The organism is Saccharothrix sp. NRRL B-16314, from assembly GCF_000716595.1.
In the GTDB taxonomy this organism is placed as follows: Bacteria; Actinomycetota; Actinomycetes; order Mycobacteriales; family Pseudonocardiaceae; genus Actinosynnema.
Genome location: NZ_JNXC01000013.1, coordinates 102,101 through 127,542, shown reverse-complemented (window position 1 = coordinate 127,542; position 25,442 = coordinate 102,101). Strand labels below are relative to the sequence as shown.

The following is a 25,442-nucleotide window of genomic DNA, read 5'->3' as shown; positions in this document are numbered from 1 at the left end:
TCGACGAAACATGTCCTGTACAGACGGACAACGCCAGCCTGCCCGTCCGTCTTCCCCGATGGGAAGTCGTCCCAAGGCGCGGGACGCGGCTGTCCCACCCGCGCTTGCTGCGGCTACTGCGGCTACTGGGGTGCGACGGGGAACGGGTTCGGCTTGCACACCTTGCCGTCGGCCGCCACGGCCGTGCGGTCGCCACCGGGGACGGAGTTGAGCTGCGCGACGTAGTCGTTGGCCACGCCGAACGACTGCTGCATCATCACCGGGGCGAACCCACCCTCGACCGCGCAGCCCACGTGCGGGTTGCCCAGGGCGTGCCCGACCTCGTGGTTGATGGCGTACGTCCGGTAGCCGCTGATGTCGTTGCCGTAGGCCTTCGCACCGCGCACCCAGCGGGCCGTGTTGATGATCACCCGACCGCTCGGCCGGTGCCAGCACGACGCCTCGAACTGGATGGAGAACCCGCACAGCGCGTGCGAGGTGTTCGTGGTGGTCAGGGCGACGGTGAAGTCGACGTCGTCACCCTCGGCCGCGACCCGCTGCAGGGCGGCCGTGCCGGTGCCGACCCAGCTGCGCGGGTCGGCCAGGAAGCCGTCGACCGTCCGGGCGAACGCCTCGCGGTCACCGCCGTAGTCGCCGGGCTCGACGCCGTCCTCGATGGCGACGGCGTACCGGTACAGCCTCCCGTTGCCCGTCTGCGGCGTCGTGCCCGGGATGACCGCGAACGTGCCCGCGCCCTGCTCGGAGAACTTCGGGCCGTCCGGCAGCTGCGCCGTCGGGAAGTTCTTCAAGTCGATCTCGGGCGGCGGCTTCTCGGTGGCCTCGGGCGGACCGGAGGCGCTCGTCGGCGCGGGTGCGCCCGTGCCGGCATCGGTCGGGGCGCCGGCCAGCTCGTCGCCGTTCGTCGGCGCGGCGGTGTCCAGCACGACCAGTGCCGTCAGCACGAGGAGCACGGGCACGGCGTAGATCCGCCAGCCGTAGCTCGTGATCAACCCGCGCACGCCCTTGCGGCGCTTGCGGTGCCTGGGGCCGGCCGGTTCCCAGGACGCGGCCAGCGGCTCGGCGCCGGTCCTGCGCGCACCGCGGCGATAGCGGTCTTCGGCCGGGGGCGGCCGGTCATCAGCGGACGGCGGCGCGTCACGCTCGCCCTGCGACGTCCGGTTCACGGCAACCAGGGTGCCACAACCACACCCCCATGTCGGATTCCACGTGACCAGCGCGTCACCGGCGGGCCGACCGGCCGACGTCACCGGTCGTCACCACTCCTGCCGCTCGACCGCTTCCCACATGCCCACCACGGCACGGGCCACCGACACCGGCCGCTCCATCTGCGCCACGTGCCCCGTGCGCGGCAGCACGAGCAGCCTCCCGCGCGGGATCAGCCTGGCCACCCTGGGCGCTTTCCGCACGCTGACCAGCCGGTCCTCGGTCCCCCACACCACCAGCGTCGGCGCGGCGATCTTCGGCGGCAGCAGCCACATCGACTTCGACCTCGGCACCAGCCACGTGCGGATCAGGTCGATCGTGCTGCGGCTCAGCGCGTTGCCCGCCCACGCCTGCGCGGACCGCTCGGTGTACTCGTGGTCACTCTGCGCGATGCGGTGCGGTGGTACGGAATGGGGCTCCGCGAAGCACAGCCGGAGCATTTGGTGAGTGCGCTCACGCGGCGTCACGGCGGCCAACTGCTCCCGCACCCGCGACCCGACGACCGGCAGGAACGCCAGCGGCAGCCGCCGGTCCGACACCCGGCGCAGGCTCGGCCGCAGGTCCGGCACGGCGGGCGAGACCAGGGTCAGGGTGCGCACCAGGTCGGGGCGGGCGGTGGCGGCCATCAACGTGATCGCGCCGCCCATGGAGTTCCCGAACAGGTGCACCGGCCCACGACCGAGCGACTCGATGTACTCGACCACCACCCGCGCGTGGGTGGCCATCCGGAAGTCGTAGCCGTCGATCGGCTCGGACCGGCCGAACCCCGGCAGGTCGAGCGCGTGGCCGTCGACGTGCCCGCGCAACTGCGCGGCGAGGTCGGTCCAGTTCGTCGACGAGCCACCCAGTCCGTGCACGTAGACGGCGGTGGACCCGGTCGGTCCGGGCGTGCGCCGGACGTGCACCCGGTGACCGCTGATCTCGACGTAGTCACCGGGCCACGGCTCGATCGTTGTGTCCAGCGGAGGTAGTGGCGCGGTGGACAGGGGCACGTGGGTGATGGCGGTTCGGCGCGCCTCCAGGGTCTCGGTCACCACCCCAGGATGCCTGCTCGAACGTCCTACGAAACGGGAAGCTTTCCCGCAACACTGCTACCAGCGAGTAAGGTTGCCGACGAGCCGTGAGGGGCAACCCCTTTCCGGTTCCGCGATGAGTTGGTTGGCTGGAGGCACCATGACGGAGACGGCCCAGACTGCGGTCGGGCACCACGGCGGCGCGGCGGGGCGGGGTGTACGGCTCCCACGCACCGCTCGACGTGCCCAGTTGCTGGCCGCGGCGCAGGACGTGTTCGTGACCAACGGCTACCACGCCGCCGCGATGGACGAGATCGCCGAACGCGCGGGAGTCAGCAAGCCGGTGCTCTACCAGCACTTCCCCGGCAAGCTCGAGCTCTACATGGCGCTGCTGGAGTCCCACGTGGACGAGCTGGTGAACCGCGTGCGCGGCGCGCTGGCGTCCACGACGGACAACAAGCAGCGGGTGAAGGCCGCGGTCGCCGCGTTCTACGACTTCGTGGACGGCGAGGGCCAGGCGTTCCGGATGGTGTTCGAGTCGGACCTGCGCAGCGAGCCCGCGGTGGCGCGCGCGGTCGAGCGGGCGACGACGGACAGCGTCGAGGCCATCACCGACACCATCACCGCCGACGCGGGCCTCGACGAGCACCGGGCCCGGCTGCTCGCGGTCGGCTTGGTCGGCTTGTCGCAGGTCACGGCACGTGCGTGGCTCGCGGACGACCGCCAGCTCGCCAAGGAGGACGCGGTCGCCCTGATCTCGAACCTCGCCTGGCGGGGCATCGGCGGCGGCTTCCCCCTGCAGCACTGAATTGCCGCTGCTCCGCAGACGGCGGGCGGGGCCGCCTGGGAGGCGGCCCCGCGTGGTGGTCCGGTGCAGCGCAGCTCCTTCAGCGCAGGTTCAGCGCAACAGGGCGCGGACGTGGCCGGTGATTTCGGCGGTTCGCTCGAACGGCAGCATGTGGCCGGCGCCCAGGTAGATCACCAGCTCGGCGTGCGGCAGTTCCTCGGCGAGCACCCTGGCGTGCGACAACGGCGTGAGCCGGTCCTCCGTCCCCACCAGCACCACCGCCGGGACGTCGGCGAACGCGGCCAGCGCCGCGCGCCGGTCGTGCCCGTTCAGCGAGTCGCGGAACCCGACCATGCTCACCGGGTGGCACCGGCCGACCATGTCCGCCGTCGACGCGACGTGCCGCCACGACGGCCGCTTGCCGAACAGCAGCCACCGCAGCCCCGGCCGGGCGATCTCCGTGCGGCGCAGCAGCTCGGCCCGGCGCAACCGGGCGATCCGCCGGTTGACGGCCTTCTCCCCTGCCGCGACGGCCCGGCCCACCGCGTCGGGCAGGCCGAGCGTCGACCCGGCAAGTTCACCCGAAGAGGTGGCGACCAGGACGACGCCTGCGACGCGTCCGAGCAGCGAGGGGTGCTGCTCGGCCAACGCCATGATCGTCATGCCGCCCATCGAGTGCCCGACCAGCACGATCCGGCCGGTCGGCACGCGTGCCGCGATCAGCTCGGCCAGGTCGTCCGCGCACCGCGCCACGGTGGCCGACCCGTTCGCCGCGGGCCCCGACCCGCCGTGACCCCGGTGGTCGTACCGCAGCACCCGGCCCGGCAGCCCTTCGGCCACCAGGTCCCACGACGTGTGGTCCAACGTCCAGCCGTGCAGCAGCACGGTCGTCAGCTCCGCGTCCCGCGGCCCGGTGTCCACGACGTGCAGCGCCGTGCCGTCCGACGTCACGAACCGGTGGTCCACCGCCCACGGCGGTGCCGCCCGGCCGCTCACCCGAGCAGGAACGACCGGCGCCATGCCCGCATCCCCGGCTTGCCGATCAGGTCGACCTCGTCCAGGAACTTCATGATCCGCTCACCCGACCAGCGGATCGTCTCCTGCCAGTTCGGGTTCGTCACCGCGGCCTTGTAGGCCTCGTCCTTGTCCAGCCCGACGGCCGCGTAGACCTCCGGGTTGACGATCGACCGGGTGATGAACATCGACGTCGTCGCGATGAGCCACCGCTGGTACGCCATCTCCTTCTTGGTCAGCTTCGCCATGCCCCGGACGACCTCTTCCCGGGCGAACCGCACGTGCCGTGCCTCTTCGAGCACGTGGATGCGGTTGACCATGCGCACCAGCGGCTGCACGGTCTCGTCGACCATCGCCTCGCGCTGCAACCGGTCCAGGACCTCTTCCGCGACCAGGATCGACCCGTACAGGGCGGGCCCGTAGCCGATCACCGGCAGCAGTTTGCCCAGGTGGTAGACGCGCCGGCTCGGACCGTACGGCGGGCAGCCGATCCGTTCGACCATCCGCGCGAACATGGTGGAGTGCCGGCACTCGTCGGCGATCTCGGTCAGCGCGTACTGCGCGTGCTTGGTCGTCGGGTCCGAGCGGTAGACCTCCTTGAGCAGCATCTGCATCAGGAGGATCTCGAACCACAGGCCGACGCTGGCGATGCTGGCGACCTCGTGCCGCGACAGGTCGATCCGCTGCTCCGGGCTCATCCGGTCCCACAGCTCGGTGCCGTAGAGCGAGCACCGGTGCTCGGGGGTGTACCGCAGGCCGTCGACCAGGGGCGCGGACCAGTCGATGTCCACTTCCGGGTCGTAGAACTTGTCGGCCGAGGAGTTGAGCAGACGCTCGGCGGTCTTCTCGCGATCCGCGACCTTCAAGGTCCGGGTCATCGGGTCCCTCCCCGTTCGAGTATGTGTAACTTGAGGTAACGGTTACTTCTGGTAGCGTGCGTGACATGGCTCGAACTGTCAAGGGCGGGACGGACGCGCGCCGCGAGCGGTGGAAGGGGCACCGCGAGGCGCGGCGCGCCGAATTCGTGGAGGCGACCGTCCGCGCCATCGCCGAGCACGGCCCGGACGTGGGCATGGACGAGATCGCCGCCGAGGCGGGCGTCAGCAAGCCGGTGCTGTACCGGCACTTCGCGGACAAGTCCGACCTGTACCTCGCGGTCGGCCAGCGCGGCACCGAGATGCTGATGGACCGGCTCGGCCCCGCGATCGGCCAGGACGGCCCGCTCCGCGTCCGGATCAAGGGCATCGTGGACGCGTACCTGTCGGTGATCGAGGAGCACCCGAACCTGTACCGGTTCGTGGTGCGCAAGTCGTTCACCGACCGGCCGGTCGAGCAGGACGTGGTCGACCAGGACAAGCAGCTGATCGCGGCGGCCCTGGCCCGGCTGCTCGGCGACTACCTGCGCGGGTTCGGGATGGACTCCGGCGGCGCCGAGCCGTGGGCGCACGCGCTGGTCGGCATGGTGCAGAACGCGGGCGACTGGTGGCTGGACCGGCAGTCGATGACGCGGGCCAGCCTGAGCGGCTACCTGACCACGATCATCTGGCACGCCATCGACGGCCTGCTCCGCTCCGCGGGCGTGGAACTCGACCCGGACGCGCCGCTGACCATGGACTTCCCGGGAGCGGATCCCTTCGACGAGCCCCACCTGCGGCTCGTCGCCCCCGATGCAGACGCCGAGGAGGCCTGATGTCCGAGGAGCACCACGAGGACGGGTACACGGGCACCGCCGTGCTGGTGTTCGACGAGCGGGAGGTGCCGGTGGACGTCGAGCTGCGCGGCTACTTCCAGCCCATCGACGGCCGTTACCACTGGTACGGCCGGGTCGGCGCCAACGAGCAGGTCACCGAGCTGGTGGAGGGCGGTGCGCGGACCGCGCTGCTGCGCACGCCCGACGGCACGGCGACCGGCTCGCTGACCGACCCCGACCCCTGGTCGCGCTACCGGGTGGCGGGGATCTCGACCCCGCCGTTCACGGTCGGCTGACCTCGGCGGGAAATGCGGAAGGGGCACCCGATCGGGTGCCCCTTCTCGTGTTCCGGAGCCGCTCGCCCGGTCGCCCGGGACCGCCGGACTCAGCCGCCGGAGACGAAGCCGACCCGACGGGCGTCGCTCGGACCGATCTCCACGTACGCGATGCGCGCGGCGGGCACCACGTAGCGGGCACCCTTCTGGTCGACCAGCACGAGCTGGCCCGTCCCCGCCTTCAGCGCGTCCGCGACCTGCGACTCGACCTCTTCGGGGGTGAGCCCGCTGGACACCACGAGCTCCCGGGGGCTGTCCGCGATCCCGACCCTGACCTCCACGCTGACCTCCGTGCGGCGTTGGATGCTTTCGAACCAACCCTAGCCGAGCCCGAGCACCGTCATGCGCCTCGTGTGGCTCTGCTGCAGCCGGCGGAACAGCGCCGCGATGCCCGCCAGGTCGCCCGAGCCGCGCACGATCAGCTCGGCCAGCCCGTCCCGCTCCGCGACCACGTACTGGGCCTGCGTCAACGCTTCGCCGAGCAGCCGGCGACCCCACAACGTGAGCCGGTCGCGCAACGTCGGGTCGGCGTCGCAGGCGGCCCGGACTTCGCGCTCGGCGAACGCGGAGTGCCCCGTGTCGGCCAGCACCGCGAGCACCAGCTGCTTGGTCGGCTCGTCCAGCCACTCCGCGACCTCGCGGTAGAAGTCGGCCGCCAGCGCGTCCCCGACGTACGCCTTGACCAGCGATTCCGACCACGACCGCGGCGCGGTGGAGGCGTGGAACGCGTCGAACCCCGAGGCGAACGGCCGCATGGCCTCCTCCAGCGAGTGACCGCGGTCGGCCAGGTACTGCTCCAGCAGCGCGTAGTGCCCGATCTCGGCCGCCGCCATCTGCGCCAACGCGGCCCGCCCGGCCAGCGTGGGAGCGCTGCGCGCGTCCTCCGCCATCCGGTCGAACGCCGACAGCTCGCCGTACGCGAGCGCGCCCAGCAGGTCGACGATGCCCTCGGCCAACGGGCCTTCCCCACCCACCGCAACCGCCTGACCCGCCGCTCGATCCACTCCTGGGTCGCTCATGCCCACGAGCCTAGTCGCGTGTCGTGCGCAACACCCCAGGCACGCGGAACCGCACTCGACCTCGCGTTCCAGCACGATCGGACCAAGCGGCGGGTAGACTCGGTAGTCGACGCCCGGCGCGGCGCGGCCCAGTGGGGGCTCGCCGCGGTGCCGAAGGCTGAACTGCGGCGGCACCGTGCCGCCAGGAGAGGGTGCGCGCATACCTCGCTGGCCCTCCCGCGACACCCGCCCGGCCCCTTGCGACGGCCGAGTGGCGGTGGACGCGGTCGAGCGGCCCGTACAGGCCGTGCGCGCTGGTACGAGAGAGGCGATCACCCTGACCGCGACGAACGAAGAGACCCATATCGACCCGGTGGCCTTGGAGCACAGCGAGGCGGGTGTGCCCGCCGAGGACACCTCGCACCCGCTAGTGGCCGACGCCCCGGTCAAGAACGAATCCCCCACGTTCGCCGAGCTGGGGGTGCGCGAGGAGATCGTGCGCTCCCTGGCCGAAGCGGGCATCCACCGCACGTTCGCCATCCAGGAGCTGACCCTCCCGCTGGCGCTGGCCGGCGACGACGTCATCGGCCAGGCGCGCACCGGCACGGGCAAGACCCTGGGCTTCGGCGTCCCGCTGCTCCAGCGGATCGTCACCCCCGGTGACGGCACGCCGCAGGCGCTCGTCGTCGTCCCGACGCGCGAGCTGTGCCTCCAGGTCACCCACGACCTGACCGACGCGGCGAAGCACCTCAACGTGCGCGTGCTGGCCATCTACGGCGGCCGGCCGTACGAGCCGCAGATCGCGGCGCTGCGCAAGGGCGTCGACGTGGTCGTCGGCACGCCGGGCCGGCTGCTCGACCTTGCCGAGCAGCGCCACCTGGTGCTCGGCAAGGTGCGCAACCTGGTGCTGGACGAGGCCGACGAGATGCTGGACCTCGGCTTCCTGCCGGACATCGAGCGGATCCTGCGCATGGTGCCCGACGAGCGGCAGACCATGCTGTTCTCGGCGACCATGCCGGGGCCGATCATCACGCTGGCGCGGACGTTCCTCAACCAGCCCACGCACGTGCGGGCCGAGGAGAACGACGCGGGCGCGATCCACGAGCGCACCGAGCAGTTCGTCTACCGGGCGCACGCGCTCGACAAGCTGGAGCTGCTGGCACGCGCGCTGCAGTCCCGCGAGCGCGGCCTGTCGATGGTCTTCACCCGCACCAAGCGCACCGCGCAGAAGGTGGCGGACGACCTGGTCGAGCGCGGTTTCGCGGCGGCGGCGGTGCACGGCGACCTCGGGCAGGGCGCGCGTGAGCAGGCGTTGCGGGCGTTCCGCTCGGGCAAGATCGACGTGCTGGTGGCCACCGACGTGGCGGCCCGCGGCATCGACGTCGAGGGCGTCACGCACGTGATCAACTACCAGTGCCCCGAGGACGAGAAGACCTACGTGCACCGCATCGGCCGCACGGGTCGCGCCGGGCGCACGGGTGTCGCGGTCACGCTGGTGGACTGGGACGAGACGCCGCGCTGGAAGCTGATCAGCGACACGCTCGCCCTGGGCAAGCCTGAGCCGGTGGAGACGTACTCGACGTCGGACCACCTGTTCGCGGACCTGGACATCCCGTCCGGTTCGACCGGTCGGCTGCCGATGGGCCAGCGCACGCGCGCGGGCCTCGACGCCGAACCGGAGGAGAACCTCAAGGGCGACCGGAAGACCCGCAAGCGCAAGCGCACCGGTCGGGCCGGCGGCGACGCGGCCCCCGAGGCGGACACCGGTGCGGGCAGTGGCAGCGGTAGCGGCACCACGGGCTCGGGTTCGGGCGACGAAGGCGGCACCCGTCCGCGCCGTCGCCGCCGCAGCCGTGGCGGCGTGACGCCGGGCAACGACGGTCAGCCGTCCGAGGCGTCGGCCGACGTGACCGCCGGCGCGCCGGCCCCCACCGAGTCGGCGTCCACCGAGCCGTCGGCGGCCGAGGGCGACCGTCCGCGCCGACGTCGGCGCAGGCGCCCGACGGGCACCGGCGAGTCGGGCGAAGCCGCTCCGGCCGAGTAGGGCACGACCGCCGGGTGCGGGCGAGCACGGAACACCCGTGCGGAACGATCGTGGTGGGCAGCGCGGGTCCGAGCGCTGCCCTGCCCGATGCCCGGCTTCCCCCTGCCACGGGTAGGACGAGGTGCCGCCGCCTCACACCGACCTCTTCCCCGTGGTGGCAGCATGTCGCCAGACGAACGCGATAGATCACCGACCATCGGGAGCCGGGCAGTGGGCCAGCCGGAGCAGGCGGAGTCGAACGGGCAGGTCGTGCTGGACGAGGACGTCCTGGCGGAGCCCGCGGACCCGCAGGACGACCACACCCCGGAACCGCTGCCGGCCCGGTCGTGGCGCACCAGGGGCGACTTCATCGGCCTGGCCGTGGTCGTGGTCGGCGTGCTGGTGGCGAGCCTCGTCCTGTGGTTCACCGGCGACGCCCGCAACACCGTCAGCCAGACCGGCCCGACCGAGGTCACCCCGCTGGTACCGGTCACCGCGATGCCGCCCTCGCTGTCCGAGAGCTGGCGCGCGCCCAGCGGCGCGACGCCCGCCCCGGTCCACCTTGACTCGGTCGTGGTCACCGGTGACGGCGGAGAGGTCGTCGGCCGCGACGCGCTGAGCGGCGAGGTCCGCTGGCGCTACGCCCGCGACTGGCCCCTGTGCACCGTCACCACGGCCTGGGGCCGGGTGTTCGCGGTGCACAGCAAGGGGACCAACTGCTCCGAGGTCACCACCCTCGAAGTCGGCTCCGGCAAGCGCGGCCCGCAGCGCAACGGCGATGCCGAACCCGGCACCCGCCTGCTGGACGAGGGTTCGCACGTGCTCACCACCGGCGGCGACTTCGTCGAGGTCTACCGCCGCGACGACCTGGTCCGCTCGCTGGAGTACGGCACGCTGCGCGCCATCGTGAACCCCAACAAGCAGCCGCGCACCGGCTGCACGTACGGCTCGTTCGCGGTCACCGGCGGCAAGATCGCGCTGATCGAGCGCTGCCCCGCGCTGGACCCGTCCGACCGCATCACCGTGCTCAAGCCGAACCCCGAGAAGTCCGACGAACCGCAGGTCATCAGCACGACGGTCACCGGCGAGAAGAACAGCCGGGTGATCGCGGTGACGGCGACCCGCGTCGCGGTGGCCGTGCCGGGCCGGATCGTGGTGTTCGACGCCGACACCGCCGCCCTGGTGGCGTCGTACCCGGTGGACGTCAGCGCCGACGAGCTCGCGGGCGACCCGCCGGGCCGGGTCGCGTCGACCTTCACCAGCACCGCGAACATCTACTGGTTCACCGGGTCGAGGACGATCGCGCTGTCGCCGGTCGACCTGAACCCGCTGTGGACCGTGGAAGGCACCCTCGGTCCGGGCACCACGCTCGCCGGCCACCTGCTGCTGCCGGTCGCGACCGGGCTGAAGGTGCTCGACCAGGTCACCGGCCAGGAAGCCGGCGCGATCCCGGTCGACCGCGACGGCTACACCGGGCCGATCGAGATGGCCACCGAGGGTCCGATCGTGCTGGAGCAGCGCGGCGACACGCTCGTCGCACTCCGATAGCCCGAAAGACGGGCGGCGTGTCGGCGCGGAAGTGGTGAACACCGCGCGGGCACTGCGGAAAGGCGTCAGCGCCCGCGCGGCCGGTGGGGCAGACTGCGAGACGTGCACTCGCAGTTCAGCCCGCACCGCGCGGAACGCGTGGACCTGCCCGGCCGGCACGGCCCGATCGCGGCCCTCCGCGCGCCCGCCGCCGGGCATGACCTCGGCGCCACCGCGCTGCTCGTGCCCGGCTACACCGGGTCCAAAGAGGACTTCGCGCCGCTGCTCGACCCGATCGCCGACGCCGGTCTCGAGGTCGTCGCCGTCGACCTGCCCGGCCAGTACGAATCGGTCGGCCCCGTGGCGGAACCCGACTACCGGCCCGCCGCCCTCGGCACGGTGATCGCCGACCTGGTCGCGAAGCTGACCACCGAGGGCAGACGCGTGCTCCTGCTCGGCCACTCGTTCGGTGGACTCGTCGCCCGCGGCGCGGTGCTGGCGGGCGCCCCCGTGTCGGGGTTGACGCTCCTCGCGTCCGGGCCGTCCGAACTGCCGCCCGGTGAACGCCGCACCGCCCTCGACTACGGCGAGAACGTGCTCCGCGAGCAGGGCGTCGAGGCGTCGCAGCAGGTGCACGAGGCCCGCCAGGCGCTGAACCCGCGCTGGCAGCTCATCCCGCAGGAGCTCAAGGACTTCTACCGCGAGCGGTTCGTCCGCTCGTCCCCCGTCGGCCTGCTCGGCATGGGCGAGGCGCTGCGCTCGGAACCGGACCTGGTCGCCAAGCTGGCCCGCGTCGCACGCACGTCCTGCATCCCGTGCCTGGTGGTGTGCGGCGAGTTCGACGACGCCTGGTCCGCGGCGAGCCAGCGGGACATGGCCGAGCGCCTGGACGCCGACTTCGCCGTGCTGCCCGGCGTCATGCACTCACCGAACACCGAGGCGCCGGACGCCCTGCTGGCCACCCTGCTGCCGACCTGGCGCGCCTGGCTGGACTAGGGACGCGGGGTCACGCCCACCAGAACACCCACAGCGTCACCGCGACCAGCAGCACGACCACCAGGCCGCACACCGTCACCGGCCAGCCCTTCCGCCGGTCGGCGACCACCTGGGCCACCACCGCCGCGACGGCCGCCACCACGTGCCCGACCACCACGCCGAACCCGGGGCCCGGCAGGTCGTGGGCGCCGGCGTAGACCTGCACGCCGATCATCGCCAACGCCAACAGCACCAAGCCGACGGCCAAGGCGCCGCTGACGCCTCGCCACAGCCTCGCCAGGCGCGGTTCGGGTCTGCTGTCCACGATCGTCACCCGGCCAACTCTACGGCGCGAGCAACGCCCACGGGTCGATCGCCGGCGATGCCCGCTGACCCTCCGGGCAGGAACGGCGGAAGTCGCACCACGTGCACTGGTTGCCGGTGCGCGGCGGGAAGAGGATCTCCGGGTCACCGCCGGCGGCGAGGGTGTCGGTGGCCAGCGCCAACTCGTCCGCCGCCTCCTCGGCCCGCGTCACGTGCCGCGCCAGGCTCTCCTCGGTGTGCTCCCACACCGCCACCGAGCCCGACGGCAGGTGGTGCAGCTCCACCCGGTGGCACGGCTTGCGCAACGTCCGCCGCGCGGCCAGCGCGTACAGGGCCAACGCCTGCGAGCCCCGCGCGTCGTCCACCGTCAGCGCGTGCCGCCCGGTCTTGTAGTCGACGATCACCAGCTCGCCGTCGCGCAGGTCGATCCGGTCGACTCGGCCCTCCGCGACGATCTTCGACGTCGGCGTGGACACCCACCGCTCGATGCCGACCGGTTCGATGGACGTGTCGATGCCGGTGACGTAGTCGCGCACCCACCCGACCGCGCGGTCCCGGTAGACGCCCGCCTGCTCGGCGTCCCGGAAGCCCTCGTTCTTCCACTGCCGGTGCAGCAACGCGACCGCCTGCTCCGGGGTGCGCCGCTGGACGGGCAGGTCGAACAGCGCCTTCAACGCGTTGTGCACCACCGCGCCGAGGGTGTTGTGCGCCCACGCCCCACCACGCGGCGGCGACGGCCGGTCGAGGTAGGCCATGCGAAACCGACGCGGGCAGTCGGCCCACGTCGCGAGCTTCGCCGGTGTCACCCGCACGAGCTTCTTCGGCATCGCGCCGAAGTCGAACCCCAGCTGTTCCTGCACGAGGGCAACGCTACTCAAGGGGTCCGACGGTGTTGGATTGCGGCGTTGGATGGCGCCGCCTTCGGCGTCGCGGGCTCGGTCGCCTGGAAGTCGACCGCTCGCGACTGGTTTCCGGCGATCGAAGGGCGTGATCGCCGGAAACCAGTCGCGAACGATCGACGCGACCTCGCGTCGGTGGTTGGCGGAGGCCGCACGCCCCGGGCGGCGTGGCCGGGCGTCGGCGGGGACCTCGCTCGCCGGATGGCGGTGCCGCGCACCGGCAGAGACCAGGCTCGCCAGGCAGCGTGGCCGCGCACCGGCAGAGACCTCGCTTCCCAGGCGGGCTGGCAGCGTGTCGGTGCAGGCCGCGCTCACCCGACGGTGTGGCCGCGCACCGGCAGAGGGCCGCACATCCCGGGCGGCGTTGCCGCGCACCGGCAGAGGCCAGGCTCGCCGGGCGGGGTGGCAGCGCACCGGTGGAAACCGCGCTTCCTGGGCGGGGTGGCGGCGCGCCGGTGAAGGCCGCTCCCCGAACCGCGTGGGTGTGCGTTGGTGGAGGCCGCGCCCCCGGGCGGCGGGTCGGGTCAGCCGACGATGATCTTGCAGCCGGTGGCCCGGTCGGCCAGGGCGTCCAGCACCTCCGGCGACGTGGTCTCCGCGCCGAGCCGCACCGTCTTGTTCGTGCCGTGGTAGTCGCTGGACCCGGTGGTCAGCAGCCCCAACTCCCCCGCCAGCCCGCGCAGCCGCACCCTGGTCGGCAGGTCGTGGTCCGGGTGGTCCACCTCGACACCGGCCAGCCCGAGCCCCGCGAGGTCGGCCACCACCTCGTCGGTGACGATCGGCCCCCGGGACAGCGCGAACGGGTGCGCGAGCACCGTCACCCCACCCGCCTCGGTGATCATCTCGATGGCCCGCGCCACGGGCGTGTCGGTCCGCGGCACGTAGTACCGGCCGCCGGTCAGGTACCGGGCGAACGCCTCGTCCACGGTCGCCACCACGCCGGCCCTGATCAACGCCATGGCGAGGTGCGGACGGCCGGCGGGCGCGTCGGTCGGCATGGCCGCCATCAGCTCGTCCGGGTCGATCGGGAAGCCGTCCTCGACCATCCGCTCCGCCATCCGGCGCAGTCGGTGCCGTCGTTCGAGGCGCAGCCGCAACTGCTCCTCCACCAACGCGGGCGAGGTCGGGTCGTACAGGTAGGCGAGCAGGTGGACGGTGATGACCCTGCCCCGGCCGTCGTCGGACGCACACGACAGCTCCGCGCCGCGTACCAGCTTCAAGCCGGGTGGCAGCGCGTCGGCCGCCTCCGCCCAGCCGGCAGCGGTGTCGTGGTCGGTGAGCGCGACCGCGCCCAAGCCGGCGGCGGCAGCAGCCGCCACCAACTCCGCGGGCGTGTCGGTGCCGTCGGACTCGGTCGAGTGGGTGTGCAGGTCGATGCGCACCGCGCCAGTCTCTACTACGGCATTCCGCCGGCGCCGGCGCCCGCCGCCTGGCTCACGGCACCATCTTCTTGCCGCGCGCCGCCCGTTGCGCCTTGATCATCGAGAACCGCTCCGCCTGGGCCTTCTTGTCACCGAAGGTCAACTCCGAGATGGCGTCGTAGACCTCCTCGGGGTTCGGCAGGTACTCGATCCGGTTCAACGCCTGGATCTGACCGGCCGACTCGACGACCAGGGTGCCGAAGCCGAACATGCGCCCGAGCACCGAGCGCTCGTAGGTCAGGTCGGTGACCTTGCTGATCGGCATCATGGCGACCTTGGTCTCGAACACCCCCGAGGAGATCATGAACCTCTTGTCGGTGACGACGATCCGCTCCACCCACCACTCCATGACGAAGTAGGCCAGCCTGAGCAGCACGAACAGCGAGGCGTACCAGAGGATGTTCTGGATGATCATGATCCCCGCGCTGTCCGGCAGCAGGTAGGAGATCATCATCGCGCCGGCCAGCAGAGCGCCTGCTTCGAGGAGATCCCAGAGCAGGCTGCTCCAGTGCCTGCGTACCCGGATGACCCGACGCTCCGTGGGGAGCAGGTACTCGTCGGGGTCACGTGGTGCGAACATGCCTGCGACCTCTCGCCGTGGGGGAGGAGTCGGGCGACTCAGAACAATTGTTTCACGAAGGTGATGAGCGCCTCAGCGGCCGTCTGGAGGGTGCCCAGGATGTTGTGCACGAGTTGGGCAGCCTGCTGAGGTTCCGCGATGAGGAAGAACAGGACCAAGCCGACCCCGGCGAAAGTGAGAATCTTCTTCAGATTCACGGTGATCAACTCCCGTTCGCTACCGCACCCGTTTGGCGCCAGTGAAAACCGTTGTACCGCACTCCGCGACACGTCGGGAGATTTGTACCGCACTTGGGTCAGCGTGCTGCACCGCCAACCCGGTGTGACTACGCTCGGTGATCGTGACGACCGAAAGAGGGCTTCGGATCCGCTGCGTTGGCGCGATCGTGCATGACACGAACGGGCGACTGCTGCTCGTGCGTCGCAGCAATCCCCCAGGTGAGGGACTGTGGTCGTTGCCGGGCGGCCGAGTCGAGAGCGGCGAATCCGACGAGACCGCAATTATGCGGGAACTTCTGGAGGAAACAGGACTCTCCGTGACAGTCGGGGCGTTGATCGGCAGCGTCACCCGTCCGGCGCCGCACGGGCTCTACGAGATCCACGACTACGCCTGCCAGGTGCGATCCGGCGTCCTCCGAGCGGGCGACGACGCATCGGACGCCCGCTGGGCCGACGCTGCGATCTTGGCCACACTCCCACTGGTCGAGATGCTCCACGACACCCTCAGGGCGTGGGGTCAGCTGCCCAGGGTTTGATCAACTTCGCCCGATCGGGTGACACGATCACGGCAGCCAGGTCAGCCGCTGGCCGTGCAGCGCGGTCTTGGCCAACGCCCGCGCCGACCGGACCTCGCCGTCCTCGACCCGGACCAGGCCCACCACGCCGAACGCCTGCTCGTCCGGGCCGGGCCGCAGGTCTTCCCGCCCCGGCAGGACGTGCACCAGCCCCGCCGCGTACCCCTCGTGGCTCAACCACCACACCGGGCGGTCCAGCGCGCTCAGCGCCCGGACGAACTCCTCCCCCGGCACGTACGGCAGGACGTTGCTGGTCAGCACCACCAGCGGCAGGTCGGCGGGCACGCGGTCGGCGGCCTTCCCGAGGTCCGCCACCGCATCACCGACGACGAACTCCGGCGGCGACTTCCGCTGCACGGTCGCGGCCACGCCGAACAGCCGCAGCCGCTCCGGCTGGTCCGCCCACACGCACGCTTCGAGCCACGCGTACGTGTCCTCGTCGGTCAGGTCGGCGGGCGCCCGGTCCAACCCCACCTTGGCCGCGACCTTCACCGTCTTGGGGATCTTCGGCAGTTCCGCGCCGGGCGCCGCCTCCAGCGCGCAGTGCAGCCCGAGCGCCGCCTTCGCCGGTCCGGCGACCAGCTGCCCGGCCTGCTCGGTCTGGTAGCGGTAGCCGTACTGGTCCAGCCCCAGCAGCAGACCGGCCGAGCAGCCGACCTCCAGCAGCCCGACCGGTCCCTTGACCTGCGCCAGCGCCGGGTAGAGCAGCGCGGCCCGGCGCACCTCGTTGGTCTGGGTGCTGCGACTGGAGATCAGCGCCCGCATCCGGTCCGCCCGGTCCAGCACGAAGGTGCGGAACAGCGGCCACGTGTTCTCGTCCGCGCCGTAAGTGCCGCCGAGGGACGGGTAGTAGTTCGACAGCGCGTGGTACGGCTCGGCCTGCACCAGCCGGTGCGCCGCCGCCAGGAGCAGGGTCGCGTGCGCGAACCGCTCCGGGGCGGCGGTCAGCAGACCGGCGACCTCCGGATCGTCGGCGGCGTGCGAAGCCAGGTGCTCGTAGAGCGGGGAAACGCCGTGCGCCTCCCGCTGGGCGAACCCGGCCAGTCGTTGCCGCACCAGATCCAGCGAGGTCACGTCACTCCTTGGGTTCGGGCCTGCCCGGCTGCTCGCCGCCGCGTGCGTCGCCGTAGGAGCGCTTGGGCACCATGACCTTCCGGCGGAACACGCAGACGACCGTTCCATCCTGTTTGTACCCGCGGGTCTCGACGTAGACCACGCCGCGGTCGTCCTTGGACTTCGACGGCGTCTTGTCCAGCACCTCGGTCTCACCGTAGATGGTGTCACCGTGGAAGGTCGGCTTGACGTGCTTGAGCGACTCGACCTCCAGGTTCGCGATCGCCTTGCCCGACACGTCCGGCACGGACATGCCCAGCAGCAGCGAGTACACGTAGTTGCCCACGACCACGTTCTTGCCGAAGTCGGTCGTCTCCGCCGCGTAGTGCGCGTCCATGTGCAGCGGGTGGTGGTTCATGGTCAGCAGGCAGAACAGGTGGTCGTCGTACTCGGTGACCGTCTTCCCGGGCCAGTGCTTGTAGACCGCGCCGACCTCGAACTCCTCGTAGTAACGCCCGAACTGCACGCACGCCTCCGTTGGCTGGCTGTTCCCCGTGTGATCGAAGACCCCTTCGACCGGGACGACAGTGTGAGCACCGGGGGAGTACCCTCGGCAACTGGTCTGTGAGCGACTACACCGCCGCGGACGGCTGACCCGAGGAGGTGAGGGCTACCGATGAGTAACGACCCCCATCCTGCGAGTACCTCGCGCGTCCTCATCGGGGAGCCGGCTTTCCACAGCTAGGCCCAGCGGTACCGGTCGGGGACGTGCCGTCGTCGTTCGTCGAGTCGACGCTCCCCACCTGGAGGACCCCTGTGCGCAACCTGCCTTCCCTCGGCGGCCTGAGAGGCCGTGCCCCGGAACGCCCCGCACCGCCCATCCCCATGCCGCTTTCGGCGTACGTGGTCGACTGCGGCGTCTACATCGACGGCGCACGCCTGCCGGGCCGCTGGACGCACACCGACGCGGTCGAGGAAGTGCGCAAGCGCGGCGAGGGGTTCGTCTGGATCGGGCTGCACGAGCCCGACGAGGAGCAGATCCAGGGCGTCGCGGACACGTTCGGGTTGCACGAGCTGGCCGTCGAGGACGCCGTGCACGCCCACCAGCGGCCCAAGCTGGAGCGTTACGACAACACGCTCTTCATGGTGCTCAAGACCGTGCGGTACATCCAGAACGCGTCACCGGACACGGCCAACGAGATCGTCGAGAGCGGCGAGATCATGGTGTTCCTCGGTCGGGACTTCGTGGTGACGGTGCGGCACGGCAACCACTCGGGCCTCGCGGCGGTGCGGCGCGAGCTGGAGGAGGAGACCGAGCGGCTGCGCAGCGGTCCGGCCGCGGTCCTGTACTCGATCGCCGACCACGTGGTCGACAACTACCTCGACGTCACCGACAACATCGAGGACGACATCGACCAGATGGAGGCGCTGGTCTTCCAGCCGCGCAGCCGGGTCAGCGCCGACCAGATCTACCTGATGAAGCGCGAGGTGCTGGAGCTGCGCCGGGCGGTGATGCCGCTGGCCGTGCCGCTGCGCCGGCTCGCGGAGGGCTACACGCCGCTGATCCCGGAGCAGGTGCGCTCGTACTTCCGCGACGTCGACGACCACCTCACCGAGGTGTCCGAGCGCGTGATCAACTTCGACGAGCTGCTGACCACGCTGGTCAACGCGGTGCTGGCGAAGATCACGCTGCAGCAGAACTCGGACATGCGCAAGCTCGCCGCGTGGGTGGCCATCATCTCCGTGCCGACCATGGTGGTCGGCGTGTACGGCATGAACTTCGACCACATGCCCGAGCTGCGCTGGCGCTACGGCTACCCCCTGGTGATCTCGATGATCATCGCCGTCTGCCTCACGCTGTACCGAATATTCCGTCGCAACCGCTGGCTCTGAGTCCCCCTTCCCCTTCCCGCGACGGGATGTTCCGACATGACCAGGATGTTCTCCAACCCCCGCTTCTGGGTGCTCACGTTCCTGCTCGGCTGGCTCACCACGGTGACCCTGCTGATCGCCAACGGCCACTGAGGGCTCGGAGGCGGCGCGACCCGACTCAGTTCCAGGGCTGGGTGTCCCACGAGAACGGGATGCCGTGGCCCACGCCCGTGCCCAGGCGCAGCGAGACACCCGCCGGCCACAGCTTGAGCAGGAGCTGGAACTCGTACTTGTCCGCCATGTGCGTGCGCCGCGGCTCGTAGACGAGCAGGGCGAGCGGCGCCATCCGGGTGGCGCGGGCGGCGGCGTCGGCGAGGATGGCCCGGCCCATGGCCCGGTCGGCCGGTGACGCGTACTGCCAGACCACCGAGTGCCACACGACGGTCAGCACGTCGCGCTCCGGTCGGGCCAGCTGGTCGGCCAGCCACTCCGGGCCGGTCGCCCGCTGGACCGGCACCGGGTCGAGCCGGGCCAGGTCCAGGGCGGTCTGGAGGCGGTCGAAGCGCGCCGGCTGGTCGGCCCACACGAACGACGACAGGTGCAGCCGCCCGTCCTCTGTGGACACGTCCACCGGGCTGACGTCGCAGCCGGCCCGCCGGACCAGGCGCAGGTTGTGGGCGAAGTCGACCGGTGGGCGGCCGGTCCACCTCGGGTCGAGCACGAACGGGCTGTGCCGGTCGCCGTACGTGACGCCGTCCGCCCGGTAGGCGATGCGGTGCGGCCGGAGGTTCAGGCCGCCGGACGCGCCGACCTCCAGCAGCCGGATCGCGAACGTGGCGCGGCGGTCCGCTTCGAGGGCGGCCAGGTGGGTGGCGGTCTGGAGGCCGCCGAACAGCGGTGCGCTGCGGCCCGGCTCGTTCGTCTGCACGACGGTGGACGTGACCAGGGCGTGCAGCTCGTCGGTGTGCTCGTGCAGCACCGGCAGGGCGTCCTCCCACAACGTGTCCAGGTCGGGCCTGCCGCCTGCCGTCGGGTAGTGCTTCGCGAGGGTCGGCGCCCGTCCTTCGAGGACCAGCCGGTGCAGGGCGCCCGCGAACCGGAGACCGGGCACGGTGCCGTGGCGGTCGCACTCGGCGCCCGCCATGACCCGCGCGGTGACGCCCCCGCGCGCCAGGTCTTCCGCGGCCGACACCAGCAGGGAGTGGGTGAGCGGGCTGTGGACGTGGCAGGCGCGGGACGCGTCGAGGAACAACTCGGCGAGCACACCCGTGACGGTAGCCCGATTTCCCTTGTGCGGCAGGAGGAGAAGGGTGGTTTCACCCTTCTCCGGCGAGGTGTCCCACCCGGCGGGAGCGCTTAGGCTCGGTGGATGCCGAAGGTGCTCGCGGTGTCGGACGAGGTCGTCGAGCAGCTGTGGACCGACCGGGTGCGCCGGCACGAGGTGGACCTGATCGTCGCGGCCGGTGACCTGCCGTTCGACTACCTGGAGTTCCTGGCGAGCGCGCTGGACCGGCCGTGCGTGTTCGTGCCGGGCAACCACGACGTCGACCTGACGGGATACGCCAAGGTCCGGGGCCTGTGGACCAAGGCGGGCCTCCCGGCGCGGTGGCCCGGCCCGGTGGGCGGCGTGAACGCGGACGAGCGGGTGGTGGACGTGGCCGGGCTGCGGATCGCGGGGCTCGGTGGATCGATCCGGTACAGCGGCGGGCCGAACCAGTGGACCGAGCGGCAGCAGGCACGGCGGGCGCGGCGGGTGGTGCGGGCCGCGCGGTGGCGGCGGTGGCGCGACGGGCGCGGGGTGGACGTGCTGCTCACCCACTCCCCTCCGCTGGACTGCGGTGACGAGCCCGATCCGCCGCACCGGGGCTTCGCGTGCCTGCACGACGCCGTGCGGCGACTGCGTCCGCCGTTGATGCTGCACGGGCACATCCACCCGCACGGCGCCGTGAAGGAGGACCGGATGCTCGACTCGACCCGGGTGGTGAACGTGGTGGGCTGCAAGGTGCTCGACGTCCCTCCTGGCGACCGCTCTCGCTAGCCCGTACCGGCCCGATCGGAGGAGTGCCGTGCCCCGTGACACCGGGTTCCCCAAGGCGGACGCGGAGAACGACTTCCTGCGCGCCCGCCGTCGGCAGGTGATGTCGCGGCTGGCGACGTGGCTGCGCCGGGAGCCGGACGACGTGAACATCATGCTGCCGTTCCACGAGGTGGTGGAGGCGCTGGGGATGCTCAGCGAGCGGCGGCTGGGGTTGCGGACGATCAGGCTGGACTCGATCGTCGGCAGCGTGGACCGGACCCGTGACTTCGACCGCCGGTTCCGGCCGACGTCGGCGCGCGTGCGGGAGCGGTGGCAGCGGCTGGCGCTGGCCCAGCGGCGGGGTGAGGCGGTGCCCCCGATCGAGGTGTACCGGGTCGGTGACCTGCACTTCGTCCACGACGGGCACCACCGGGTGTCGGTCGCGCACGCGTTGGGGCTGGACGTCATCGACGCGTACGTGACGGAGGTCGTCACGCGGATACCGGCGCACGGCATCCGGCACCGGGGCGACCTGATCGTGAAGGACTACCGGCGGCTGTTCCTGGAACGGGTGCCGCTGGGCGGGGAGGCGCGGGCGGCGGTCGTGCTGTCGGACCCGTGGGAGTACGCGGAGCTGGGCGAGAACGTGGAGGCGTGGGGGTTCCGGCTGATGCAGGACGAGGGCGCGTTCCTGGACCGGGCGGCGGTGGCCAAGCGGTGGTACGAGGAGGAGTACGTGCCGGTGGTGGCGATGCTGCGGCAGGCGGAGCTGGTCGGCGACCGGACGGAGACCGAGGCGTACATGTGGGTCGCGGCCGAGCGCTACCGCCTGATCCGCACGCACCGGTGGGATCAGGACGTCATCACGACGCTCCGCTCGCGCCGCTAGCGCTGGCGTTCCAGCTTGGGCAGTGGGCGGGCCTGGTCCATCACCCGGTCCGTGTAGGTGTCCAGCAGCCGTGTGGCCACCTGCTGGCCGTAGCCGAGGATGACGGCCCAGAGGAGCAGGGCGGCCTGGGAGGCCACGCCGATGAGGCCGGTCGTCACCCCGGCGCCGAGGGCGAGGATGCCGACCACCGCCAGCGCCGCACCCAGCTGCACCTTGATCAGGGCCTGGTAGCCGACCATCACGTACGGGGAGAGGCTGGGGCGTCGCCGCAGGAGCAGCACGACCGCCGACAGCACCGCGCCGAACGCCCCGAGCACCTGGACCAGCCACACGTCCGTCCCGGCCGCGCCCTTGCCCGACGGGCACACCGTCGGCAGCTTCTCCGAGCCGACGCACATCGGGATCAGACCGGGTTCGACCAGGCCGACGACGCCCAGGACGGTGTTGACCACGAACAGCACCACCGACGTCGCGATCAGCTTGTTCCGCAGGGCTCGCGAGCCGGCGTGGGCGAAGTCGGACGCGTCGAACGCGGCCCGGAGCGCGTCGACCACGAGTTCGCGTTCGATGGCCAGCGGGTACTCGCCCGGCCGCATCTCCTCCAGCGCGGCCCGTCGCGGGTCGTCGTCGGGCAGGTTCTCCGCCACGCGGGCCTTGAGGCCGGGCAGCCGCCCCAGGAACCCGTTGCCCGCCGCCACCACCGCGATCTCCGCTTCGTGCAGGGACCGCCAAGCGCGCTCGATGTGCCACCCGGACCACCACGACGCGACCGTGCGCCACCGCGACTCGGCGCGCGTGATCATGTCCTCGACCACGGCGGCCTCCTGCTCCGCCACCGCACGCCACTCCTGGCTCTCCTGGTCGAGCGGGTCCGGCGGTCCGAGGGCGGCCAGGTCGGCGCGGACGCGGTCGAGCCGCGACTGCACCACCAGCCGCCAGTCCGTGACACGAGGTGTGCGTCCACCCATGTCCAGCATCGTGACAGGCGGGTCCGACGATCCGGCGATCACCCGAAGGAGTGATCAGCTCCGTTTTGCCCTTCGAGGTCCGGGCAATCAGGTGAAACTCCGCCGGAGCAGGCGTTCCGGCTACCCTCGGGACACGTGGGTGATCACAAGCAGCGCATGCTCGCCGGGCTTCCCTACCGGGACGACGACCCCGAGCTGGTGGCCGAACGCCTCCACTGCCGCCGCCTGCTGGACCGCTTCAACGCCGCGACCGCCGACGAGGACGACGTCCGCGCGGAGGTCCTGCGGGAACTGCTGGGCGGGATCGGCGAGGGCTCCTGGGCCATGCCCCGGTTCGTCTGCGACTACGGGCACCTGATCACCATGGGGTCGAACAGCTTCCTGAACTACGACGCGATCCTGATGGACTGCGCCCCCATCACCATCGGGAACGACGTCTCCATCGGCCCGAGGGCTCAACTGCTCACCGCACTTCACCCGATCGAGGACCACGAGCGGCGCCGGCAGCGCTGGGAGACCGCCGCGCCGATCACCATCGGCGACAACGTGTGGCTGGCCGGCGGCGTCATCGTCTGCGCCGGCGTGACCATCGGCGAGAACACCGTCGTCGGCGCCGGCAGCGTGGTGACCCGGGACCTCCCCCCGCGCGTCCTGGCCGCCGGCAACCCGTGCCGCGTCATCCGGGAGCTGTAGGGGAAGTGCCGGGGCGGGCGGCACTCCCCCACCGGGGTCAGGCCGTCTGGCCGGGTTCCACCAGTTCACGCAGGCGCGGCGGCATGCGCTTCTCCAGGCCGAACGGTTCGAGGTGGGCCTGGAGGACGCCGTCGAACGCGCGCTTCACCGATGCGGTGTCCCACGTGTCGCTCTCCAGGATCGGCTGCTTGAAGTACGGGTGGCCGACCAGGTGCAGCTGCCGCCCGTTGCACCGGACGATCTGGCCCGTGATGCCGTCCGCCGCGTCGCTGAGCAGGAACAGCACCAGCGGCGCGACCTTGCCGGGGGTGCGGTCGGCGGGGATGGCCCGCAGCGAGCGCTCCGACTTCCACACCATCCGGGTGTGCGCGACCGGGCAGACCGCGTTCACCCGGATGTTCTCCCCTTCCAGGTCGAGCGCCCACGACGAGCTGAGCGACGTCACCGCGCCCTTCGTCGCCGCGTACGTGGCGAGTTTGCGCTGGCCGAGAAACGCCCCGGACGAAATGTTCACGATCGAACCGGAACCCTGCTCGCGCATCGCGCGCATCGCCGCCATTCCGGTGTACATGACGCCCAGGAGGTTGACCTCGACGACCCGTCGGATCGATTCCGGTTCGTCCTCCCAGGGCAGGGTCTCGTAGTTCAGCCCGGCGTTGTTGACCAGGCCGTCGACCCGGCCGAACTCCGACAGGCACATTCCCACGATCTTCTCGGCCTCGCTCGGATCGGCCACCGTGTGCGTGCTCGCCACCGCGCGTCCGCCGTACGTCCGGATGTGCTCGGCGACCTGTTCGGCCAGGTCAGCGTCGATGTCGTTGACCACGACCGCCGCTCCCGCCTGCGCGGCGTGCATCGCGTAGGCCTCACCGAGACCTCGCCCCGCCCCGGTGATCACGACTGCTTTGCCGTCAAGAATCCCCATCTCGCGCTCTTCTCTGTGCTCGGCGGATTCCCCTGCCCCGGCTCGTTACGGCCGGAGTCGTTCCCGCCTCCGCCCAGCGTGGGGATCGCCGACGACATCGGCGGGACAATTGCGGCGAGGTGTGCGTTTGCTGCGCTGAATGGCCTATGGAGTTCGTCCGAGCCGATGCGCTCGACTGGTCGGCAACGCCCCGAAACCCCCGTTGAAAGCACGAAGGGCCGTCCCCGACGAGTGTGAACGGCCCTTCGGCAACCCTTTCAGCCCCGATATGTGAGGTTCCGCCCGTTGCCCGGGTCGAACAGCTGCACCTTGTCCGCGTCGAACCAGATGTCGGCCGGTTCGCCCTCCACGGCGGACGACGTCGCGGAGATCCGGGCGACCAGCGACACGCCACCGCCGGGCACGTCGGCCGAGCCCGCGTCGGCGGCCAACTCGGCCAACTCGGCCGAGGTCGCCTGTTCACCGGAAAGGCTGAAGTACGCGAACTTGTCCGAGCCCATCGACTCCAACACGTCCACCTGGTTGGTGAAGGTGACCCCGTTCGAGCGAACTGTGTCGTCCACCAGGCGGGCGTCTTCGAAGTGCTCGGGCCGCAACCCCATGATCACTTCACGGGGAGCTTCGGCACCCTCCAGCAAACTCCGCACCCGGTCGGTGAGCGGGACGTCGCCGAGCGCCGACCGCAGCACGCCGTTCTCCAACGACGCGGGCACGAAGTTCATCGCGGGTGAGCCGATGAACCCGGCGACGAACAGGTTGGCCGGGTTGTCGTAGAGGAACTGCGGCGCGCCGATCTGCTGCACCGCGCCTCCCCGCATCACCACCACCCGGTCGCCCAGCGTCATCGCCTCGGTCTGGTCGTGCGTCACGTACACGGTGGTCGTCCCGAGCTGCTTCTGGAGCCGGGACACCGACGTGCGCATCTGCACGCGCAGCTTCGCGTCCAGGTTGGACAGCGGCTCGTCCATCAGGAACGCCTTGGGGCTGCGCACGATCGCCCGCCCCATCGCCACCCGCTGCCGCTGCCCACCGGACAGGTTGGACGGTTTGCGGTCCAGGTGCTGGGTCAGGTCCAGGATCTCCGCCGCGTCCCGGACCTTCTTCTCCACGGTCGTGTCGTCCACTTTGGCCAACCGCAGCGGGAAGGCCATGTTCTCCTTCACCGTCATGTGCGGGTACAGCGCGTAGGACTGGAACACCATCGCGATGTCGCGGTCCTTGGGCGCGCGCTCGTTGACCCGCTCGCCGCCGATCCGCAGCTCGCCGGCCGTGATGTCCTCCAGGCCCGCGATCATGTTCAGGGTGGTGGACTTCCCGCAGCCGGACGGGCCGACCAGGATGATGAACTCGCCGTCGGCGATCTCGATGTCCACGTCCCGCACGGCCACCGCGCCGTCGGGGTACTGCTTGGTCACGTTGTCCAGAACGATCTCGGCCATTGCT

28 protein-coding genes are annotated in these 25,442 nt (G+C 71.4%); 11 read left to right on the top strand and 17 right to left on the bottom strand.

Annotated elements, in window-relative coordinates:
* Positions 1-122: 122 nt before the first annotated feature.
* Both OQ02_RS20670 and OQ02_RS20665 read right to left on the bottom strand, forming a co-directional pair.
* Positions 123-1,163 (bottom strand): DUF3152 domain-containing protein, encoded by a 1,041-nt coding sequence (locus OQ02_RS20670; RefSeq protein ID WP_033440138.1) that lies wholly within the window; start codon positions 1,161-1,163, stop codon positions 123-125.
* A gap of 90 nt (positions 1,164-1,253) precedes the next feature.
* Positions 1,254-2,237 (bottom strand): alpha/beta fold hydrolase, encoded by a 984-nt coding sequence (locus tag OQ02_RS20665; protein WP_033440184.1) that lies wholly within the window; start codon positions 2,235-2,237, stop codon positions 1,254-1,256.
* A 139-nt stretch (positions 2,238-2,376) separates the two neighbouring features.
* On the opposite strand from OQ02_RS20665, the gene OQ02_RS20660 reads away from it, so the two are divergent.
* Positions 2,377-3,024: a TetR/AcrR family transcriptional regulator gene (locus tag OQ02_RS20660; RefSeq protein ID WP_033440137.1), complete on the top strand. Its 648-nt coding sequence runs from the start codon at positions 2,377-2,379 to the stop codon at positions 3,022-3,024.
* Positions 3,025-3,114: 90 nt separating this feature from the next.
* Here OQ02_RS20660 and OQ02_RS20655 read toward each other — a convergent pair whose 3' ends face one another.
* Both OQ02_RS20655 and OQ02_RS20650 read right to left on the bottom strand, forming a co-directional pair.
* Entirely contained in the window at positions 3,115-4,023 is a 909-nt protein-coding gene (locus tag OQ02_RS20655; RefSeq protein ID WP_051772575.1) for an alpha/beta fold hydrolase, read from the bottom strand.
* Positions 3,996-4,895 (bottom strand): AurF N-oxygenase family protein, encoded by a 900-nt coding sequence (locus OQ02_RS20650; RefSeq protein ID WP_033440135.1) that lies wholly within the window; start codon positions 4,893-4,895, stop codon positions 3,996-3,998. Before OQ02_RS20650 ends, OQ02_RS20655 begins: the two co-directional genes overlap by 28 nt.
* Before the next feature lie 65 nt (positions 4,896-4,960).
* Between OQ02_RS20650 and OQ02_RS20645 the strand changes: the two genes are divergently transcribed.
* Positions 4,961-5,707 carry a TetR/AcrR family transcriptional regulator gene (locus OQ02_RS20645; protein ID WP_081915792.1) on the top strand — a complete coding sequence of 249 codons (747 nt, stop codon included), beginning with the start codon at positions 4,961-4,963 and terminating at the stop codon, positions 5,705-5,707.
* Positions 5,707-6,003: a DUF4873 domain-containing protein gene (locus OQ02_RS20640; RefSeq protein WP_033440134.1), complete on the top strand. Its 297-nt coding sequence runs from the start codon at positions 5,707-5,709 to the stop codon at positions 6,001-6,003. The genes OQ02_RS20645 and OQ02_RS20640 overlap by 1 nt, the downstream gene beginning before the upstream one ends.
* 89 nt (positions 6,004-6,092) lie before the next feature.
* Here OQ02_RS20640 and OQ02_RS20635 read toward each other — a convergent pair whose 3' ends face one another.
* Together OQ02_RS20635 and OQ02_RS20630 are read right to left on the bottom strand one after the other, a co-directional pair.
* Positions 6,093-6,323, bottom strand: a complete 231-nt coding sequence (locus OQ02_RS20635; RefSeq protein WP_033440133.1) for a DUF3107 domain-containing protein — start codon at positions 6,321-6,323, stop codon at positions 6,093-6,095.
* Between the two features lie 39 nt (positions 6,324-6,362).
* Complete coding sequence (locus tag OQ02_RS20630) at positions 6,363-7,061, bottom strand: ferritin-like fold-containing protein (RefSeq protein ID WP_081915791.1); 699 nt, start codon at positions 7,059-7,061, stop codon at positions 6,363-6,365.
* 352 nt (positions 7,062-7,413) lie between these two features.
* Between OQ02_RS20630 and OQ02_RS20625 the strand changes: the two genes are divergently transcribed.
* The 3 genes from OQ02_RS20625 (at position 7,414) to OQ02_RS20615 (ending at position 11,586) form a co-directional block, all read left to right on the top strand.
* A complete protein-coding gene (locus tag OQ02_RS20625) occupies positions 7,414-9,084 on the top strand; it encodes a DEAD/DEAH box helicase (RefSeq protein WP_033440182.1) in 1,671 nt (556 codons plus the stop codon).
* 210 nt (positions 9,085-9,294) lie between these two features.
* A complete protein-coding gene (locus tag OQ02_RS20620) occupies positions 9,295-10,611 on the top strand; it encodes an Rv3212 family protein (RefSeq protein ID WP_231500131.1) in 1,317 nt (438 codons plus the stop codon).
* A gap of 102 nt (positions 10,612-10,713) precedes the next feature.
* Positions 10,714-11,586: an alpha/beta fold hydrolase gene (locus OQ02_RS20615; protein WP_033440131.1), complete on the top strand. Its 873-nt coding sequence runs from the start codon at positions 10,714-10,716 to the stop codon at positions 11,584-11,586.
* 10 nt (positions 11,587-11,596) lie between these two features.
* Here the strand turns inward: OQ02_RS20615 and OQ02_RS20610 are convergent, their stop codons facing one another.
* The 5 genes from OQ02_RS20610 to OQ02_RS44855 form a co-directional block, all read right to left on the bottom strand.
* Positions 11,597-11,899 (bottom strand): hypothetical protein, encoded by a 303-nt coding sequence (locus tag OQ02_RS20610; protein ID WP_033440130.1) that lies wholly within the window; start codon positions 11,897-11,899, stop codon positions 11,597-11,599.
* Positions 11,900-11,909: 10 nt separating this feature from the next.
* On the bottom strand, positions 11,910-12,749 hold the full coding sequence (locus OQ02_RS20605) for a RecB family exonuclease (protein WP_033440129.1): 840 nt from the start codon (positions 12,747-12,749) through the stop codon (positions 11,910-11,912).
* A gap of 563 nt (positions 12,750-13,312) precedes the next feature.
* Entirely contained in the window at positions 13,313-14,170 is an 858-nt protein-coding gene (locus tag OQ02_RS20600; RefSeq protein ID WP_033440128.1) for a PHP domain-containing protein, read from the bottom strand.
* Positions 14,171-14,222: 52 nt separating this feature from the next.
* On the bottom strand, positions 14,223-14,789 hold the full coding sequence (locus OQ02_RS20595; protein WP_033440127.1) for a PH domain-containing protein: 567 nt from the start codon (positions 14,787-14,789) through the stop codon (positions 14,223-14,225).
* Positions 14,790-14,827: 38 nt separating this feature from the next.
* Positions 14,828-14,986 (bottom strand): hypothetical protein, encoded by a 159-nt coding sequence (locus OQ02_RS44855; protein ID WP_197043411.1) that lies wholly within the window; start codon positions 14,984-14,986, stop codon positions 14,828-14,830.
* A 143-nt stretch (positions 14,987-15,129) separates the two neighbouring features.
* On the opposite strand from OQ02_RS44855, the gene OQ02_RS20590 reads away from it, so the two are divergent.
* Positions 15,130-15,543, top strand: a complete 414-nt coding sequence (locus tag OQ02_RS20590; protein ID WP_033440180.1) for an NUDIX hydrolase — start codon at positions 15,130-15,132, stop codon at positions 15,541-15,543.
* A 27-nt stretch (positions 15,544-15,570) separates the two neighbouring features.
* Here OQ02_RS20590 and OQ02_RS20585 read toward each other — a convergent pair whose 3' ends face one another.
* Positions 15,571-16,656, bottom strand: a complete 1,086-nt coding sequence (locus OQ02_RS20585) for a DUF2332 domain-containing protein (protein WP_033440126.1) — start codon at positions 16,654-16,656, stop codon at positions 15,571-15,573.
* Position 16,657: 1 nt separating this feature from the next.
* Positions 16,658-17,161, bottom strand: coding sequence for a MaoC family dehydratase (locus OQ02_RS20580; RefSeq protein WP_033440125.1), 504 nt, complete (start codon positions 17,159-17,161; stop codon positions 16,658-16,660).
* A 290-nt stretch (positions 17,162-17,451) separates the two neighbouring features.
* On the opposite strand from OQ02_RS20580, the gene corA reads away from it, so the two are divergent.
* On the top strand, positions 17,452-18,528 hold the full coding sequence (gene corA / locus OQ02_RS20575) for a magnesium/cobalt transporter CorA (protein WP_033440124.1): 1,077 nt from the start codon (positions 17,452-17,454) through the stop codon (positions 18,526-18,528).
* A 157-nt stretch (positions 18,529-18,685) separates the two neighbouring features.
* On the opposite strand, the gene OQ02_RS20570 is transcribed toward corA, so the two are convergent.
* Complete coding sequence (locus OQ02_RS20570) at positions 18,686-19,771, bottom strand: DUF2332 domain-containing protein (RefSeq protein WP_033440123.1); 1,086 nt, start codon at positions 19,769-19,771, stop codon at positions 18,686-18,688.
* Between the two features lie 105 nt (positions 19,772-19,876).
* On the opposite strand from OQ02_RS20570, the gene OQ02_RS20565 reads away from it, so the two are divergent.
* Together OQ02_RS20565 and OQ02_RS20560 are read left to right on the top strand one after the other, a co-directional pair.
* Positions 19,877-20,545 (top strand): metallophosphoesterase family protein, encoded by a 669-nt coding sequence (locus tag OQ02_RS20565; RefSeq protein WP_033440122.1) that lies wholly within the window; start codon positions 19,877-19,879, stop codon positions 20,543-20,545.
* Positions 20,546-20,573: 28 nt separating this feature from the next.
* Positions 20,574-21,413 (top strand): hypothetical protein, encoded by an 840-nt coding sequence (locus OQ02_RS20560; protein WP_033440121.1) that lies wholly within the window; start codon positions 20,574-20,576, stop codon positions 21,411-21,413.
* On the opposite strand, the gene OQ02_RS20555 is transcribed toward OQ02_RS20560, so the two are convergent.
* Positions 21,410-22,381, bottom strand: coding sequence for a hypothetical protein (locus OQ02_RS20555; protein WP_033440179.1), 972 nt, complete (start codon positions 22,379-22,381; stop codon positions 21,410-21,412). The two genes, OQ02_RS20560 and OQ02_RS20555, sit on opposite strands and share 4 nt — an antisense overlap.
* A 135-nt stretch (positions 22,382-22,516) precedes the next feature.
* On the opposite strand from OQ02_RS20555, the gene OQ02_RS20550 reads away from it, so the two are divergent.
* Positions 22,517-23,074 (top strand): sugar O-acetyltransferase, encoded by a 558-nt coding sequence (locus tag OQ02_RS20550; RefSeq protein ID WP_033440120.1) that lies wholly within the window; start codon positions 22,517-22,519, stop codon positions 23,072-23,074.
* Between the two features lie 37 nt (positions 23,075-23,111).
* Here OQ02_RS20550 and OQ02_RS20545 read toward each other — a convergent pair whose 3' ends face one another.
* Both OQ02_RS20545 and OQ02_RS20540 read right to left on the bottom strand, forming a co-directional pair.
* On the bottom strand, positions 23,112-23,999 hold the full coding sequence (locus tag OQ02_RS20545) for an SDR family NAD(P)-dependent oxidoreductase (RefSeq protein WP_033440119.1): 888 nt from the start codon (positions 23,997-23,999) through the stop codon (positions 23,112-23,114).
* A gap of 257 nt (positions 24,000-24,256) precedes the next feature.
* Positions 24,257-25,438 (bottom strand): ABC transporter ATP-binding protein, encoded by a 1,182-nt coding sequence (locus tag OQ02_RS20540; protein WP_033440118.1) that lies wholly within the window; start codon positions 25,436-25,438, stop codon positions 24,257-24,259.
* Between the last annotated feature and the right edge of the window lie 4 nt (positions 25,439-25,442).